The sequence below is a fragment of the Pectobacterium parmentieri genome, assembly GCF_001742145.1.
Classification (GTDB): Bacteria; Pseudomonadota; Gammaproteobacteria; order Enterobacterales; family Enterobacteriaceae; genus Pectobacterium; species Pectobacterium parmentieri.
Genome location: NZ_CP015749.1, coordinates 2800194 through 2817853 on the forward strand (window position 1 = coordinate 2800194; position 17660 = coordinate 2817853).

Annotated in this window: 13 protein-coding genes; 4 read left to right on the forward strand and 9 right to left on the reverse strand. The window is 52.6% G+C overall.

What is annotated here, in order from left to right; all coding sequences use genetic code 11:
- Positions 1 to 7 precede the first annotated feature (7 nt).
- A complete protein-coding gene (pemA, locus tag A8F97_RS12725) occupies positions 8 to 1114 on the forward strand; it encodes a pectinesterase PemA (protein ID WP_033071028.1) in 1107 nt (368 codons plus the stop codon).
- Positions 1115 to 1241: 127 nt separating this feature from the next.
- Here pemA and glnB read toward each other — a convergent pair whose 3' ends face one another.
- The 5 genes from glnB to purL form a co-directional block, all read right to left on the reverse strand.
- Complete coding sequence (gene glnB, locus A8F97_RS12730) at positions 1242 to 1580, reverse strand: nitrogen regulatory protein P-II (protein WP_005970202.1); 339 nt, start codon at positions 1578 to 1580, stop codon at positions 1242 to 1244.
- Positions 1581 to 1868: 288 nt separating this feature from the next.
- Positions 1869 to 3206 carry a two-component system response regulator GlrR gene (gene glrR, locus A8F97_RS12735; RefSeq protein WP_014698933.1) on the reverse strand — a complete coding sequence of 446 codons (1338 nt, stop codon included), beginning with the start codon at positions 3204 to 3206 and terminating at the stop codon, positions 1869 to 1871.
- A complete protein-coding gene (qseG, locus tag A8F97_RS12740; RefSeq protein WP_033071027.1) occupies positions 3203 to 4039 on the reverse strand; it encodes a two-component system QseEF-associated lipoprotein QseG in 837 nt (278 codons plus the stop codon). Before qseG ends, glrR begins: the two co-directional genes overlap by 4 nt.
- Before the next feature lie 20 nt (positions 4040 to 4059).
- Complete coding sequence (locus A8F97_RS12745; protein WP_014698931.1) at positions 4060 to 5511, reverse strand: sensor histidine kinase; 1452 nt, start codon at positions 5509 to 5511, stop codon at positions 4060 to 4062.
- A 704-nt stretch (positions 5512 to 6215) separates the two neighbouring features.
- Positions 6216 to 10103 carry a phosphoribosylformylglycinamidine synthase gene (gene purL / locus A8F97_RS12750; RefSeq protein ID WP_033071026.1) on the reverse strand — a complete coding sequence of 1296 codons (3888 nt, stop codon included), beginning with the start codon at positions 10101 to 10103 and terminating at the stop codon, positions 6216 to 6218.
- Between the two features lie 198 nt (positions 10104 to 10301).
- On the opposite strand from purL, the gene mltF reads away from it, so the two are divergent.
- The gene (gene mltF, locus A8F97_RS12755; protein WP_375154048.1) at positions 10302 to 11828 is read left to right on the forward strand and encodes a membrane-bound lytic murein transglycosylase MltF; all 1527 of its coding nucleotides are present in this window, start codon (positions 10302 to 10304) and stop codon (positions 11826 to 11828) included.
- A 154-nt stretch (positions 11829 to 11982) separates the two neighbouring features.
- On the opposite strand, the gene tadA is transcribed toward mltF, so the two are convergent.
- From tadA to murQ, 3 genes are all read right to left on the reverse strand, one after another.
- Entirely contained in the window at positions 11983 to 12459 is a 477-nt protein-coding gene (gene tadA, locus A8F97_RS12760; RefSeq protein ID WP_033071024.1) for a tRNA adenosine(34) deaminase TadA, read from the reverse strand.
- 304 nt (positions 12460 to 12763) lie between these two features.
- Complete coding sequence (gene yfhb, locus A8F97_RS12765) at positions 12764 to 13402, reverse strand: phosphatidylglycerophosphatase C (protein ID WP_014698927.1); 639 nt, start codon at positions 13400 to 13402, stop codon at positions 12764 to 12766.
- A 32-nt stretch (positions 13403 to 13434) separates the two neighbouring features.
- On the reverse strand, positions 13435 to 14286 hold the full coding sequence (gene murQ, locus A8F97_RS12770) for an N-acetylmuramic acid 6-phosphate etherase (RefSeq protein ID WP_043898757.1): 852 nt from the start codon (positions 14284 to 14286) through the stop codon (positions 13435 to 13437).
- A gap of 214 nt (positions 14287 to 14500) precedes the next feature.
- Here murQ and lapG point away from each other — a divergent pair, with 214 nt between their 5' ends.
- Positions 14501 to 15190 (forward strand): cysteine protease LapG, encoded by a 690-nt coding sequence (gene lapG / locus A8F97_RS12775; RefSeq protein ID WP_014698925.1) that lies wholly within the window; start codon positions 14501 to 14503, stop codon positions 15188 to 15190.
- Between the two features lie 9 nt (positions 15191 to 15199).
- Positions 15200 to 17152 (forward strand): cyclic di-GMP receptor LapD, encoded by a 1953-nt coding sequence (gene lapD / locus A8F97_RS12780; RefSeq protein ID WP_014698924.1) that lies wholly within the window; start codon positions 15200 to 15202, stop codon positions 17150 to 17152.
- A 122-nt stretch (positions 17153 to 17274) separates the two neighbouring features.
- Here the strand turns inward: lapD and A8F97_RS12785 are convergent, their stop codons facing one another.
- The gene (locus A8F97_RS12785; protein WP_014698923.1) at positions 17275 to 17619 is read right to left on the reverse strand and encodes a hypothetical protein; all 345 of its coding nucleotides are present in this window, start codon (positions 17617 to 17619) and stop codon (positions 17275 to 17277) included.
- Positions 17620 to 17660: the final 41 nt, after the last annotated feature.

The following is a 17660-nucleotide window of genomic DNA, read 5'->3' on the forward strand; positions in this document are numbered from 1 at the left end:
TCTGGACATGATAAATGCCTCACACTTCGGCAAGACGCTGACTTTAGCCATGTTAATTTCCTCACCTTGGACGTTAGCACAGGCAGCCGACTACAATGCGCTGGTTTCCACCAATGCAACGGACGCCAAAGCCTATAAAACCATTACTGAGGCTATCGCCAGCGCCCCGGCAGACAGTTCCCCATTTGTTATCTATGTGAAAAATGGCGTGTACCACGAGCGCCTCACGATTACGCGCCCCAACATCCATCTACAAGGCGAAAGTCGTGACGGTACAGTGATCGCCGCAACCACCGCCGCTGGAATGCTCAAACCCGATGGCAGCAAATGGGGAACCTATGGCAGCAACACGGTGAAAGTCGATGCACCCGATTTCAGCGCCCGTTCGCTAACCATCAGCAACGATTTCGATTACCCAGCCAATCAGGCCAAAGCCAGTGATGACCCGACCAAATTAAAAGACTCGCAGGCCGTTGCGCTGCTGGTTGCCGAAAATAGCGATCGTGCGTGGTTCCATGATGTCAGCCTGACCGGCTACCAGGACACGCTGTATGTGAAAGGTGGGCGCAGCTTCTTCTCAAAATGCCGTATCAGCGGCACCGTTGATTTCATCTTTGGCAACGGCACTGCGCTGTTTGACGATTGTGACATTGTCGCTCGTAATCGTACCGACGTGAAAGATCAACCACTTGGTTACCTCACCGCCCCCAGCACTGACATTAAGCAAAAATATGGTTTGGTCATTATTAATAGCCGGGTGATTAAAGAGAAAGATGTGCCCGCAAAAAGCTATGGTTTGGGCCGCCCTTGGCACCCAACAACCACCTTTGAGGACGGTCGTTATGCCGATCCTAACGCCATCGGCCAGACCGTTATCCTGAACACCAGCATGGACAATCACATCTATGGCTGGGACAAAATGTCAGGCAAAGATAAACAAGGCGAAAAAATCTGGTTCCATCCGCAGGACTCGCGCTTTTTTGAGTACAAATCTAGCGGTACTGGGGCAGAGAAAAACGAGCAGCGCCGTCAGCTAAGCGAAGCGGAGGCGGCAGAATACACCACAGATAAGGTATTAGCAGGTTGGGTTCCTACTGCGCCTAAAGGGAAATAAATGTAACAAAGCCAGCCTTCATCAGGCTGGCTTCTATACTCGTCATACTTCAAGTTGCATGTGCGTTGGCTGCCTGAAACTCGAATGATGTAGCGTACAAACCGTATTGGTGGGCGAGGCGAAACGATTAAATCGCTTCCTCGTCCTCTTCACCGGTACGAATACGGACAACACGCGCCACATCAAAAACAAAGATTTTACCGTCACCGATTTTACCCGTCTGCGCGGTCTGTGTGATGGTTTCAACACAGGTATCGACAATATCATCCGACACAACAATTTCGATTTTTACTTTCGGCAGAAAATCGACCATGTATTCTGCGCCACGATACAATTCGGTATGACCTTTCTGGCGACCGAAGCCTTTAACTTCCGTTACCGTCATCCCTGTGATGCCCACTTCAGCTAACGCTTCACGCACATCGTCCAGTTTGAACGGCTTAATAATCGCATCAATTTTCTTCATGGAGGAACCTTTGTGTTATCTATGTTGCGGCCAAAGCCGAGCATCAGCAAATAAACAGCATGTCAGAACTCAGGCGGACAATCTATACCCGTCATACTTCAAGTTGCATGTGCGTTGGCTGCGTTACTCGACACACTAGTGTGTGTCTCGCCCCGTTGGGGCCGCTGCAAGCAGCGTTCAAATCTGCTTTTAGCAGATTTGTCACTCACCCGAATCACTTACCTGATGAATTGTGGGCACTGACCCACACCACACTGCATTACGGGCGTCCTACCCGCTATCTCAGCGTTAATCTTTAAAATCGTTGGCATCCAGTTCGTGGCGGCCCAACAGTTTATAAAACTCCGTTCGGTTACGCCCGGCCATTCGCGCAGCCTGCGTCACATTACCTTTTGCGATCTGTAATAGTTTTCGCAAATAATTAAGTTCAAACTGGTGACGAGCTTCAACAAACGTCGGCAACGCGGTATTTTCACCTTCCAACGCCTGCTCAACCAGCGCATCGCTGATTACCGGGGCGCTGGTCAGCGCCACGCACTGTTCGATGACATTCACCAACTGACGCACGTTACCCGGCCAACTTGCCGTCATCAAGCGCTTCATCGCATCGGTTGAAAAGGTGCGCACAAAAGGTTTGTGACGATTGGCGGATTCGCGCAGCAGATGATTTGCCAGCAGCGGAATATCTTCAGCACGTTCATGCAACGCGGGCAGCTTCATATTCACCACGTTGAGCCGATAATACAGGTCTTCGCGGAATTCGTTTTTTTCCATCGCCTTCGGCAAATCACGGTGCGTGGCGGAAATAATCCGCACGTCGATGTCCATATCGCGGTTGCTCCCCAGCGGGCGAACTTTTCGCTCTTGCAAAACGCGCAGCAACTTAACCTGTAAAGACAGCGGCATATCGCCGATTTCATCTAAAAACAGCGTACCGCCTTCTGCCGCCTGAAAAAGCCCTTCACGACTGCTGACCGCGCCAGTAAAGGCCCCTTTCGCGTGACCGAACAGCTCCGACTCCAGCAGCGGCTCAGGCAATGCACCGCAGTTAATTGCGATAAACGCTTTCTTTGCTCGCGGGCTCGCCGCATGAATTGCCTGAGCCAGCACCTCTTTTCCGGTTCCGCTCTGACCATTAATCAACACGCTAACGTCCGACTGTGCCACCATTCTGGCCTGTTCCAACAGACGTAACATAATTGGGCTACGCGTCACGATGGTTTCACGCCAGCTTTCATCACCCGCCGGCGCGGACAGCGCCATGGCATCATCGATGGCTTTGTAGAGCGCGTCACGGTCAACGGGCTTCGTGAGGAAGCTGAACACCCCCTGCTGCGTCGCCGCAACCGCATCGGGAATGGAACCGTGGGCGGTTAAGATGATCACCGGCATCCCCGGCTGATAGCGCTGGATTTCGGAAAACAGCGCCATGCCATCCATTTCGTCCATACGAAGGTCGCTGATCACCAGATCAAACGTCTCGCGCGTTAACAGCCGCAACGCCTCCTGGCCGCTCTCTGCCGTCATCACGCTAAATCCTTCGCTGGTCAGACGCATGCCCAGCAGCTTCAGTAGACTGGGGTCATCATCCACGAGCAACAAACTCGCCGTTTTCCGGGCTGTCATTGTCTTGCTGGCTCCTTCTTCGTCGTCGATTTGTCCGTATGTGATTCCATCGGCGGCGTATAGGTGTCATCCGCATCAACGGGCTCATTTCTCGGTTTCGTGGCCGAATTGCGTGAGCCGTCTTTATTTGCCCCCGCACTGCCACGGTGATCGGCATCGTTATCCGGCATTTCCCCTGACAACTGCTTACGAGATGATAGTTGACGTTCAATATCCGTCAGATTTTCCAGTTTCTGCGTGGTTGTTTCTAACTGGTATTGCAGGTGATTTTGCTGCACGCGCAGGGCATCTAGCTGCTTATCGCTGGATTCCTGTAAACGCTTATAGCGCAGGCGCTCATCCGATAGCGCCAGAAAGAGCGTTTGTCTATCGCGCCAGGTTTGCATCAGCGGGCGCAACGCCGCGGGGAAAGCCAGGCGATACAAATTGATCTGTTCCAGCACCTGACGTCGCTCAGCCTGAGTAATACCGGCATTATCCAGCAAAATACCCTGCTTAAACGCATTTTCCCAGCTATCCCCCGCGACCTGCTCCGCTTCGTCACGAGCCTGAAACTGGGTCAAGCGCCCCGCACAATCCATCGCACGTAACCAATAAAGTGCGTTATTCATGGATTCGCGATCGTCTATCTGCCACAGATGCTCACATTGCGCGATACGGAAATCAGCAACCTGCTCTTTCGGTGGCGTGCCTTCTATTTCCAGCAATGCAGAGTCACTGTTCACATAACTACTGCACGCGGCCAAAACAAGTGGCGACGACAGTACCGCCGCCTTCAACAAACAGGAGAATTGTCTATTCGCCAGCCATCCCTTCATAAACCCTACATTCATTGTTTATTCATTCTCGGATTTTATTCATTCTCGGACTGTTCGTTATCGGACAATAAGGGCAGTTCGATGCGGAAACACACATCAGCATAGTCCACGGTAATTAGGCTAAGCTCACCACGCATACGGCGAATGCAATCGCGCGCAATACTCAGGCCAAGCCCGCTCCCCTTTACCGCGCCACGGCGCTGATGGCTTCCCTGATAAAAGGGCTCGAAAATCATGCTCCGCTCGGCATCAGGAATGGGCGTACCACTATTGGCAACATCAATCTGAACACGGTTACCAATCTGACGGCTATAAATCCAAATGTTACCGGATTCCTTACCGTAGTGCACCGCATTGGAATAGAGATTATCAATCACCCGCATCAGCAGCGTCGTTTCCGCCCAACAATGTCCAACAGCCAGCACCACATCGGTATGAATCATTTTGGCGCGGGCAGGCAAACTGTGAGACGACACGACAATATCGACGATCTCTTCGGTTTCAACTCGCTCTAACTCAGTCGGCGTATCAGCCAGTTTGCGGTTATAGTCCAGCAGTTGATCGATCAGTTGCAACAGATGGCGGCTACTGCTATCGAGAATCTCAACCACCTCTTTTTGGTCAGCAGTCAGCGGCCCCACCACCTCATCGGCCAGCAGTTCAGTCCCCTCCCGCAGGCTAGCCAGCGGTGTCTTGAGTTCGTGGGAAATATGGCGCAAGAATTCATGCCGTTGCGACTCCAGCCATGACAGACGCTCACTCAGCCAGATAATACGCTGTGCTAGCGTCCGAATTTCACGCGGCCCTTTGAACGTGCTGGTATTCCCCAGCGAGCGCCCCTCTCCAAGACGGTTAATCATCCGCTCCACGCCATTAACCGGGCCAATAATCATCCGCGTAAAGAGAACCACCAACAGTACGCTGACCAGGAAGAGGAGTAACGCCTGCCAGCCAAAGAACTGGCCGCGTTCAGAAATAGCCTGCTGAAGCTGTTGCCCACGGGAAAAAACGACGTCACGCGTCACCTGTACCATCTGTCCGTTAGCGCGAGAGAACCCTTCCAGCAGGCTGGACGCCGTTTGTTCCGGGCCGCTGTTATGACAGCGTATTTCGCCGAGCTGAGTCAGCAGTTGACGTAAGGTCTGATAATAACGGGGATCGGGCAGCACCCGCGCGTGGGAATCCAGCATTTGCGAATACTGTTTACGCTGATTCTGGTAGAGCGTCGCCAGCGTCTGGTCATCTAATACACAATATTGCCGATAGCTACGCTCCATCGCCAACGCTACGCTGGTCATCGCCTCACTGCGGCGGGCATCCGCCAGCGTTGTCCGGTTAATATCCGCAGCCTGTTCGCTCAGCATGTTTAAGCTTTGATAAGCCTGATAAGCCAACACCAACAGCGGCAGCAGCACCAACAAGAACGCCATAATTACCAATTGCCGCAGAGAACGCGGAAATAAACGCCATCGTTTCAAAGAAATCATCTCGTTACCTATCGAATCCGCACTGATGCTAACTGAGTCTTATAAAAGTTCAACGTTTTCCCTTACGACATGCGCAACGCTTCGCAATACGGCATGAATACCAATGTAACGCGGTAGAAAATAGCGTCGTAAAAAACAATCAGGGAGATTTTCTGGGAGATGCGGCGGGTATAAAGCATCACGCGACCAGAAGAACCACTCCCTCTGGCCGCGTAACTGAATAGGCGGTGCCTCACTCAACGTGTCGCCCGATGCTTGATAACGTTCGTTTTCACGTACTGTTATCGGTCTGGTGGACGATAGGCACCCTTTCTTTTGGCATCATTCCAGATGTTATGAGCGAAAATATTTGCCAGTTAGCAACGCAATCATAACCAGTTGAATGAGCAACGCTGATTAACAAGCACTTATCATGCCAATAATGAAAAATAAAAAACAAACACCTGATTATTAATGCTTTTTACTTTTTATTTTATCGCTAAATAAATTATCCAGAGTGCAAACAGCGAAAATACGCGAAAAAGAGACGATTGATGTCGCTAAAAACAGACAGCTTTATGACTCCATTACAGTATACATATAAATCAAACAGTTAAATGTCACCAATTAGAGACAGAAAAAATCAGTTTGTCGCAAAAAAACGACAAACCGAGACAACAGGTGTAAAAAAGGGGCCGAAGCCCCTTTCTCTAACTGGCGTTAACTCAGCCCAGTTGTCTGCGTGCATTGCGGAACATACGCATCCACGGGCCATCTTCGCCCCATTCTTCTGGATGCCAGGAGTTACTCACGGTACGGAACACGCGTTCAGGGTGCGGCATCATGACAGTTGCCCGGCCGCTGGTGCTGGTTACCGCCGTAATACCGTTTGGCGAACCATTCGGGTTAGCCGGGTAATTCTCGGTTACCTGACCGTAGTGGTTGATATAACGCAGCGCTACCAGACCGTGTTCTTCAATTGCCGCCAGATGGGTATCATCACGGACTTCAACTTGTCCTTCGCCGTGTGAAACAGCAATCGGCATGCGCGATCCCGCCATATCATTCATGAACAGCGACGGGCTTTTCTCCACTTCGACCAGGCTGAAGCGTGCTTCAAAGCGATCGGATTTATTGCGGACAAAACGCGGCCAGAGATCGGCTCCTGGGATCAGTTCACGCAGATTCGACATCATCTGACAGCCGTTACATACGCCCAGCGCCAACGTCTGCGGACGCAGGAAGAATTCAGCGAATTCATCGCGCACGCGAGAGTTGAACAGAATAGATTTAGCCCAGCCTTCACCCGCGCCCAGCACGTCACCATAAGAGAAGCCGCCACATGCCACCAGCGCCTGGAAATCCTGCAAGTTACGGCGATTCGCCAGCAGGTCGCTCATATGGATATCAATAGCATCAAAGCCAGCACGGTGGAACGCCGCTGCCATTTCTACGTGCGAGTTCACCCCCTGCTCACGCAGGACAGCCACTTTAGGCCGGACATGCTTAGCAATATAAGGCGCGGCAATATCTTCTTTCGGGTCAAAGGTCAGCGACACATTCAGGCCGGGATCGTTATCATCCTGTCTGGCGATATGTTCCTGATCGGCACACTGCGGATTATCGCGCAGGCGCTGCATCTGCCAACTGGTTTCAGCCCACCAGCGGCGCAGCGTCGAACGGTTTTCCTGATAGACCGCTTCAGCCCCCTGATTGATGGTGAAACGCGTTCCTTCTTCAGCCTGACCAAGGTAGTGCACGCACTCGGCCAAACCATGCAGCGCCAGAATAGCTTCCACTTCGGCACGACGCGCGGTCGGGATCTGGATCACGGCACCCAACTCTTCGTTAAACAGCGTCGCCAGCGTATCCTCGCCCTGGGACGCGATATCGACAGTGACACCGCAGTGACCAGCAAACGCCATCTCTGCCAGCGTCACCAGCAGACCACCGTCTGAACGGTCGTGGTAGGCCAGGAGCACTTTAGCCGCGACCAACTCTTGGATAGCGTTAAAGAAGCCCGCCAGTTGCTCTGGGCTACGCACATCTGCCGTCTTACGACCCAGTTGGCGATAAACCTGTGCCAGCGCCGTCGCACCTAATGCTTTATTGCCCGCGCCCAAATCGATCAGCAGCAGCGCATTATCCTGACCGGTACGCAGTTGTGGCGTTACCGTGTTACGCACGTCTTCTACACGCGCAAATGCAGAGATCACCAGCGACATCGGCGAAGTGACTGCGCGATCTTCACCGTCTTCCTGCCAGCGGGTTTTCATCGACATGGAGTCTTTACCCACCGGGATCGTCAGACCCAACGCCGGACACAGTTCTTCACCCACGGCTTTTACCGCATCGTACAGGCCAGCGTCTTCGCCCGGATGCCCTGCCGCCGCCATCCAGTTTGCAGACAGCTTCACACGAGTCAGCGGGCCGATATGCGTAGCAGCAATGTTCGTCAGCGCCTCACCAACCGCCAAACGCGCGGAGGCCGCAAAGTTACGCAACGCGACAGGCGCACGTTCACCAATAGACATCGCCTCGCCGTAATAGCTGTCAAGGCTGGCGGTGGTAACGGCACAGTCAGCCACCGGCACCTGCCACGGACCGACCATCTGATCGCGCGCTACCATACCGGTAACAGAACGGTCGCCGATGGTGATCAGGAAAGTTTTTTCCGCAACCACAGGCAAATGCAGCACACGCTCGACCGCTTCAGCCAGATAGATGTCGTCGCGCTGTAGCGGCGTGCCTTCTACCTGTTTGCGCTCCACATCACGCAGCATCTTCGGTGTTTTACCCAGCAGTACATCCAGCGGTAAGTCGATAGGTTTGTTGTTGAAGTGACGATCGTTCATCGTCAGATGCAGCTCTTCCGTCGCTTCACCAATCACCGCATAAGGCGCACGCTCACGGCGGCAAATTTCATCAAACTGTGCCAACTGCTCTGGAGCAACGGCCAGAACGTAGCGCTCCTGCGATTCGTTACACCAGACTTCCAGCGGGCTCATGCCCGGCTCATCGTTCAAAATATCGCGCAGTTCAAAGCGACCGCCGCGACCACCATCACTCACCAGTTCCGGCATTGCATTCGATAAACCGCCCGCGCCGACATCGTGAATGAACAGGATCGGGTTGGCTTCGCCCAATTGCCAGCAGCGGTCGATCACTTCCTGACAGCGACGCTCCATTTCTGGGTTATCACGCTGCACAGAAGCAAAATCCAGATCCGCATCAGATTGACCCGATGCCATGGAAGACGCCGCGCCACCGCCCAGACCGATATTCATGGACGGCCCGCCCAGAACAATCAGTTTAGCTCCGACGCTAATTTCGCCTTTTTTGACGTGATCGGCACGGATGTTACCAATACCGCCCGCCAACATAATCGGTTTATGGTAACCACGCAGTTCTGCGCCATTGTGGCTATCAACACGCTCTTCATAAGTACGGAAATAGCCCGTCAGTGCAGGACGACCGAATTCGTTGTTAAATGCCGCACCGCCCAATGGGCCTTCGGTCATGATATCCAGTGCGCTAACAATGCGATCTGGTTTGCCGAACTCTTCTTCTTCCCACGGTTGGATAAAGCCTGGAATACGCAGGTTCGATACGGAGAAACCAACCAGACCGGCTTTCGGCTTAGAGCCACGGCCCGTTGCGCCTTCATCACGGATTTCGCCGCCAGACCCTGTTGCAGCACCCGGCCACGGTGAAATCGCGGTTGGGTGGTTATGCGTTTCAACCTTCATCAGGATATGCGCGTCTTCCTGATGGTAAGCATATTGCCCGTTGGTATCGGTATAGAAACGGCCGACGGCGGAACCTTCCATTACGGAGGCGTTGTCTTTATAGGCGGAGAGAACGTGATCGGGTGTGTGTTCAAAGGTATTTTTGATCATTTTGAACAGTGATTTCGGCTGAGTTACGCCGTCGATCACCCAATCTGCGTTAAAAATCTTATGGCGACAGTGCTCAGAATTCGCCTGCGCAAACATATACAGTTCGATATCGGTTGGGTTACGGCCCAGATTGTTGAAGGCTTCCAGCAGATAATCAATTTCATCTTCCGCCAATGCCAACCCCAGACGGACGTTCGCCTCTTCCAACGCCTGACGCCCTTGCAGCAGAATTTCGATACGCTTGAAAGGGGCAGGTTGATGATGAGAGAACAGTGCTTCAGCCTGCTGCAGGTCGCTAAATACGCTTTCCATCATCCTGTCATGCAACAGTGCCCCCAGTTGCTGCCACTGTTCATCGCTCAGCATTGGCGCATGAATATAGAAAGCTAGCCCGCGCTCCAGACGCAGCACGTTGCTTAATCCACAGTTATGGGCGATGTCCGTCGCTTTGGAAGACCACGGTGAAATGGTGCCAGGACGTGGCGTGACCAGTAATAAACGACCTTGCGGCTCGTGCTCAGCGAGAGAAGGACCATACTTCAGCAAACGTGTCAGTTTGGCCTGTTCATCGTTGTTCAGCGGGGCGCTGACATCGGCGAAATGTACGTATTCAGCATAGATATCGCTGACTGGCAAAACGTGCTCTTTGCAGCGGACCAGCAATTTATTAATACGAAAAGCCGATAAAGCAGGTGAACCACGCAGTATTTCCATAATCTAAAGTTCTCTCGTCTTCGATGCACTGGCTGCAATACAGCCACTGGGTACAACAGGGGGGAAACGCGCACATTATAGAGAATCCTTCCCTCGGACGAAACCGTTTGCGTGGCGATAATTTCACTTCGCATCTGCCGAATGATTAATCGGTGACCAAATCAATAAAAGTTGCACACTGGCGGTTTGTTAAGCAAAATGCCCCAACTCTGGGAAATGACATATAAAAAAACTGCCGTTACAGACAGCCTGGCCACCCGGCCGCCGAGAGATAACTATTTGAAGCCTTTAAAATTAAATTATTTTTTCATCGGGATTATCACGTTACTACTGGCGTTAGCGCTATGGCCTAGCATTCCCTGGCGCAGCAGTCAGGATGTGCAGCTCAGGCAGATCCTGTCACGCGGCGAGTTGCGTATCAGCACCGTTAACTCACCGCTGACTTATGCAATGAGCAACGGATCCCCGACAGGTCTGGACTATGAACTGGCAAAACGTTTCGCCGATTACCTCGGCGTCAAGCTGGTGGTTTCGTCGCGCAAGAACCTTGACGAACTGTTCGACGATCTGGACGGTGACGATGCCGACCTACTGGCTGCCGGGCTGATTTACAATCACGAGCGTCTGGAGCGTTTCCGTGCTGGCCCGACCTACTACTCCATTTCGCAGCAAATGGTCTACCGCCTCGGTTCACCTCGTCCCAAAACGCTGGATAAGCTGCAAGGCCGCCTCGTTGTCACATCGGGCTCCGCCCATGCAGCGACCCTGCGCGATTTAAAAGCAGAGAAGTACCCACAGTTAAGTTGGGAATCCGCCTCCGATCAGAGCACGCAGGAACTATTGAAACAGGTTGCCGACGGCAAACTGGACTATGCGCTAGGTGACTCCGTTACCATCGGCCTGATGCAGCGTATTCATCCACAACTCGCCGTCGCCTTCGATCTCAGCGACGAAGAGCCTGTCACCTGGTATATGCGCCGTTCGCATGATGATAGCCTGTCTGCTGCCTTGTTGGATTTTTTCAGCAAGATTGTCGAAGACGGTACGCTCGCACGTCTGGAGGAAAAATATCTCGGCCACGTTGGTGAATTTGATTATGTCGATACCACCACGTTTCTAGGTGCGATTGATGAAACACTGCCAGACCTGCGCCCGCTGTTCGAAAAGTACGCCATCAATATCGACTGGAAGTTGCTGGCCGCTATCTCCTATCAGGAGTCACACTGGAACCCGCTGGCAACCTCCCCTACTGGTGTGCGTGGGCTGATGATGCTAACGCGTAACACCGCAGAAAGCCTGAACGTGACCGATCGCATCGACCCAGAGCAGAGTATTCGCGGCGGCGCACAATATATGTCGTATATGATGCAAAAAATGCCAGACACCATTCCAGAAGATGAAAAAATCTGGTTTGCGCTGGCATCCTACAACATGGGATACGCCCATCTGCTTGATGCACGTAAATTGACCGAGAAACAAAAAGGCAATCCTGACAGTTGGGTAGACGTAAAAATGCGTTTACCCATGCTGAGCCAGAAGCGCTATTACACCCAAACTACCTACGGCTACGCGCGCGGGCAAGAAGCCTATAACTATGTGGAAAATATTCGACGCTATATGGTGAGTCTGGAAGGTTATCTGATAGAAAAAGAAACCAAAGCGCAGCAGCAAACTCAGATTGCGCAAAGCTATCCGGCGGTTCCTCTCAACAAGGTGCCGGAATAAGCCTACATCAAGGAAGAAAAACGCTGCCACTCCAGCGCTGATACTGATCACCTCGGCCCAACTTTAGGAAAAAAAATGGGGATGAGGTTCCCGCAGGGACACCTCGCCCCATGGTAGATCCGTGTATCTCGATGCTTAAACGTTCGGCATTACGCTATTCCTGCGCAGCGTTTTTTACTGTCACACGCCGGGCTTTATGCTGCTCACGACGCAGACGAAAGAACGCGCTGAGCGTTGCAGAACATTCGCCAGCAAGTACACCGGATTCAATCACGATCTGATGATTCATGCCAGGATGACGCAGAATGTCCAACAGCGATCCCGCAGCCCCCGTTTTCTCATCTGATGCGCCATAAACCAGGCGGCCAATGCGCCCATGTATCATCGCGCCCGCACACATGATGCACGGCTCCAACGTAACATACAGCGTGGTCTCCAGCAGGCGGTAGTTCTGCAACACTGCCCCCCCCTGCCGCAGCGCCATAATTTCAGCGTGTGCGGTAGGATCGTGATGCCCGATCGGCCGGTTCCACCCTTCACCAATCGCTTTGTTATCCAACACCAGCACCGCGCCAACCGGGACTTCACCTTCATCTTGAGCACGCTGAGCCAGCGCCAACGCATAGCGCATCCAGTATTCATCATTATGCAGGCTAACCACGTTTCCTCACTTAGAACCTATCCCATTAGGACTATTTCACTTACCATTTTGAACCTGGGCAGTGCTCGCACAAACGCAATTGCGTTTGAACGCCCCTTGGGGCAGCCCGAAGGGTGAGTGTAGCGAATAATCCTCACGTACTACGTGTACGCTCCGGTTTTTCCGCGCTGTCCGAGTCCAAACTGGCAGCGCCAATAAACGCCTACTGGAATAGGCCCTTATTATTCGTATTTTGGCGGCGCATTATACCTATATAGGTGACGTATTGAAGGCGTTACTCTAGTTGTTGCAGGCTACCTTCAGGCGTCACCCGCCAGCGGTGTTCGCAAAAATAGAGCAATGGGTTGTCCTGCTTGCTGTCGCTATAGCCGCTGTAAAGCTTGAGCGGGACACCTAAACGCTGTTCCATCTGCGTTACTTTCTCATGCCCAAGACAGCGCAGCGTGAGTACCCAGCCACCGTAGCGGCGCGTAATCTGACTCCCCATCAGGCGAACGCCGGATAGAAAAGGCGAATCGTGATAGACCTGTTCCACCAGTCGCTGTGGCGATCCAGTCACCAGCCAAACCTGTGCATCACTGTCTTCGAGATAGGTATTCAACCGTCGCTGAACCTGCGGAAACGGTATGACATCACAACGAAACGCAGCAACGAACTGCTTTTCAAGCAGGGCAAGATCGTCTTCGTCACGCCCAAACGTAATCGCCCACAGCAGCCAGCTCATTGGCCAGCGAGCCGCGCGACCACGAATTAATAAGCCCAGTCCAATAACGGGCAATAGTGGAATAACCAGAATGAGGTTTAACGGCAACCGACGAAGCAAGAAACGCAGAAAGTTGCCAAACATGTCTTGCTGATGCAACGTGCCATCCAGATCAAAAAAAACAATGCGTTGCTCTCGCTTATCACTCAAAACATATCCCCCCGACTTACACCAAGATGGTCTTATCTGCCAATCAGCGCCTCACGCAGATAACCGTTGTGCTGTTTCAGGCGCTCACGCGCCGCCTCCACGTCAATATTAGCCAGAAGCATCAGAATCGCAGGCTTAACGTCATTATCCGCCTGTACCAACGCCTGTAGCGCGGTATCCGGTTCTGCCCCCGTTGCTTCCACCACGATACGGCAAGCCCGGTCCAACAGCTTCACATTGGTTGCCTTCACATCGACCATCAAATTTTGATAGACCTTGCCCAGCTTAACCATTACGCCGGTAGAAATCATATTCAGGACTAATTTTTGCGCCGTTCCCGACTTCAGCCGCGTCGAGCCCGTTAACGCCTCCGGGCCGACCACAGTAGATATCGCTACCTGCGCTTCCCGTGCGATTGGGGAGTCTGGGTTACAAGAGATTGCCGCGGTCCGGCTGCCAACGTGGCGCGCATAGCGCAATGCGCCAATCACATACGGCGTTCTGCCCGATGCCGCAAGACCGATCACCATATCAGCAGCGGTTAAACCCAGCGCTTTCAAATCCGCCTCACCCAGTGCCGGATCGTCTTCCGCGCCTTCTACCGCCTTAAGTAACGCCCCCGGCCCGCCGGCAATCAGACCGATAACCAGCCCGTGTGGCACACCAAACGTCGGCGGACATTCCGATGCATCCAATACCCCTAAACGGCCGCTAGTGCCCGCACCCAGATAGATCAGCCGCCCCCCCGCCTGTAACGAAGCCGTAGCCAGATCGACAGCCTCGGCGATCGCGGGTAAAACCTGCGCGATGGCTTCAGGCACTTTCCGATCTTCCTGATTAAAGGCGTGCATCATCTCCAGTGTAGATAACTGATCCAGCGACATTGTTGCCGGGTTACGAGTTTCAGAAACCAGTTTCCCTAAATTAAGACGATCTCTATTCACTATGCCTGAACTCACTCTGATACCTCATGCCTGCGTTCTTTCAATGATTTTCACCACTATAATCGCTTTGGAGCCCTGAAAAAGTAAGCTATTCTGCATCGTAGCATCGAATTCACTCTCCCATTCATCTCGCAAGGTAAACAGAGAAACCTCAGTGCGACTCTCCAGATTCAAGCTCTCCAGTTACAAGCTCTTCTTTATTAGCTGTCTGCTGTTTCTGCTGGCGGGTTCTCTACGTGCGGACTGGGATTTTATTACCATTAATCAGCGGACCGAGCAGCTTTATGGCCCGGCAATGCCCGACGCTCGCCGTCGGATAGATGAATGGCAAACGCTGTTGGTCAATTCCCGCAATAAAAACGAAAAAGCGCTGCTGAGTAGCGTGAACCAGTTTTTCAACGATCGTATGCTGTTTCGCGATGATATTGTCGTCTGGAATCAGGAAGATTACTGGGCAACACCGATTGAAGCACTGCGCAAAGGCGCTGGAGATTGTGAGGATTATGCGCTTGCCAAGTATTTTACCCTGCGCCATTTAGGCGTTCCTGCGGACAAATTACGCATTACCTATGTTAAAGCCTTGCGTCTGAATAAAGCGCATATGGTGCTCACCTATTACCCTACGCCAACTTCAATTCCGCTGGTGTTGGATAATCTGACTGACAAGATCCAACCTGCGACAGAGCGCAACGATTTAGTTCCGGTGTACGCCTTTAATGGCGGTGGTCTCTGGCTACCGGGAGCAAGCGGCAGCAACAAACGCGTCGGTGACAGTAAACGACTTTCACGCTGGCAGGATGTATTAACCAAAATGCGAGCCGAAGGGTTTTCAATTGAGGAGTAAAGGTAGGCTATGTCTTTATACAAACAATTACTGATAGCCATCTGCCTGTTTGTGCTAATCATTTTCAGCGGGAGTTTTTTCGTCAGCCTGGAAAATTCGCGCGAACAATATAATAACCAGCTTCACTCACATGCACAGGATGCTGCGACTGCACTTGGGCTCTCCCTGACGCCGAATATTGATGACCCTGCGATGGTGGAGCTGATGGTCAGCTCAATTTTCGACAGCGGCTATTTTTCCAGTATTCGCGTGCGAGATTTAAAAACCGGCAACGTCACGCTGGCACGTACCGCATCACCGGATATCCCTGACGTACCGATCTGGTTTGTCCGATTAGTGGACCTTCAGCCCGGTGCAGGCGAAGCCATTGTGATGCGCGGTTGGGAACAGGCGGCAAAAGTCGAAGTGGTCAGCCACCCGATGTTCGCAGTAACCCGACTGTGGCGCAGCAGTACGGCGACGTTCCTGTGGCTGCTTGGCTGCGGCACGCTGGGCGTACTCATCGGTGCGCTGTTCCTGCGCCGCCAGTTACGCCCACTCGACTATATCGTCGATCAATCGCTGGCAATTACCCGCCGTGAATTCCTTAGCCAGCCGGATCTGCCCAATACGCCGGAATTCCGCCGCGTCGCACAGGCAATGAACCTGATGGTCAGCAAACTCAAGACACTGTTTGAAGAGGAGGCAGAGCGGAGCGAGCGCTTACGTCAGGAAGCCTATCAGGATCCACAAACCGGGCTGAATAACCGCCGTGCATTTGATATGCAATTCAACGACAAACTGGCCGATGAGGAAACGGCACCCGGCTTTCTTATTATGATTCGCGTTCAGGATCTGGCGGGTATGAATCAACGACTGGGCGGCCAGCGTACTGATGCGCTGTTAGCCTCCGTTGGGAATATCCTGCGAAAAATGCAAAAACAGCACACGAATACGGAAAGTCTTTTAGCGCGTATCCGCGGTGGGGAATTTGCCCTGTTCTGCCCTGGCTTGGTTGATAAAGAAGCCTATGCGCTGATTGGAGAACTGACGCGTAACATCGAAACCTTGCATCTGACAGGCGAAACCGATGTCTCCCCTGTTGCCCAATTCGGCATGGTGCCTTTCCGCCACGGCGACACCGCACAATCCCTGTTTATTCAGGGCGATCAGGCGCTTACGCGAGCCGAAAGCGATACCGATACTGCCGCCTCTCACCAGATTCCGTCACTCAGTGCGGAACAGATCGAGACCGATCGCCATATGTGGTTTAACCTGCTCGACCCCATCCTTGAACAGGAACGTTTGCAGCTTTTCCTGCAACCCGTTGTCGCGTGTGACGATCCCAGCCAGATATTACATCACAAGGTACTGGCTCGCATTCAGGACGCGCAAGGAAACAGCATCGCGGCAGGTCGCTTCCTGCCGTGGATCCAACGCTTTGGCTGGGATACCCGCCTGGATCAGACCATGCTACGCGAAGTATTGGCCTATCTCCGCCAGCACGACGGCAACCTCGCACTGAGCCTGTCTGGCACCACAGCCCAGGATCTTCATCTACTCACCGACCTGCTCGCCCCGCTGAAGCATCAACCAGACATTGCCAGACGGCTGATTTTGGAGCTGGATGAGAATCAACTGCCAGACAGCGTCCAACTGGAAGCCTTAATCAAGCTATTGAATGAGCATGGCTGTGCGCTGGGGTTACAGCACTTTGGTGGACGCTTTAATATGATCGGCAACTTGTCCCAGTGGGGGCTGGCTTACCTTAAAGTCGATGGCAGCTACATCCGTAATATCGATCAGGAAAGCGATAAGCAAATGTTTATCGAAGCGCTGTATCGTGCCACCAACAGCATTGCCTTACCGCTTATCGCCGAACGCGTTGAAACAGCGGGTGAATTAAAAGTGCTTCAGGAGATGGGATTACAGGGCGCAATGGGACGACTGCTGGGTGAACCGGCGCTAGCGCTCAAGGCCTGACGTGACGCCATTTTGGCTAACGGAATTTTAACCGTCCCGGCCTCTTCTATTGCGGAGAGAAGCCGGGATCGAGGTTAAAATACTCTTGCTTTAACACATTGTATCTTTAAAAGATTATCTCTTTAAAACATCGTTTCTTCATCATCACCAATCAGCTTGTTCAATCCGCCATTCAGCGCTTCACGCGCCTGTGCACGGCTGATCAACTTCAACTGTGCCGCCTGAGGGAAATCGGTAATGCTGACTACACCTTTCTGGATCAAAACCTGAATTAAATCTTCCAGCACACGCACCATTTCCAGATCGCTTTGCTGCAGTTGCTGCAAACTGGACATCGCCGCCTGATGGCTCCGGACCCAGGCCTGCGCCTCACGCGAATCGTCAGGCAACTCACCATTCATTTCAGGAAAAGGACTCTCTTCTACCTTCATCAGATGCCCATCACTATCGCGCTGGATATAAAACATTTTCAGAGACCTTTTATGTTTTCGATAAGAAGGGAGCCGGG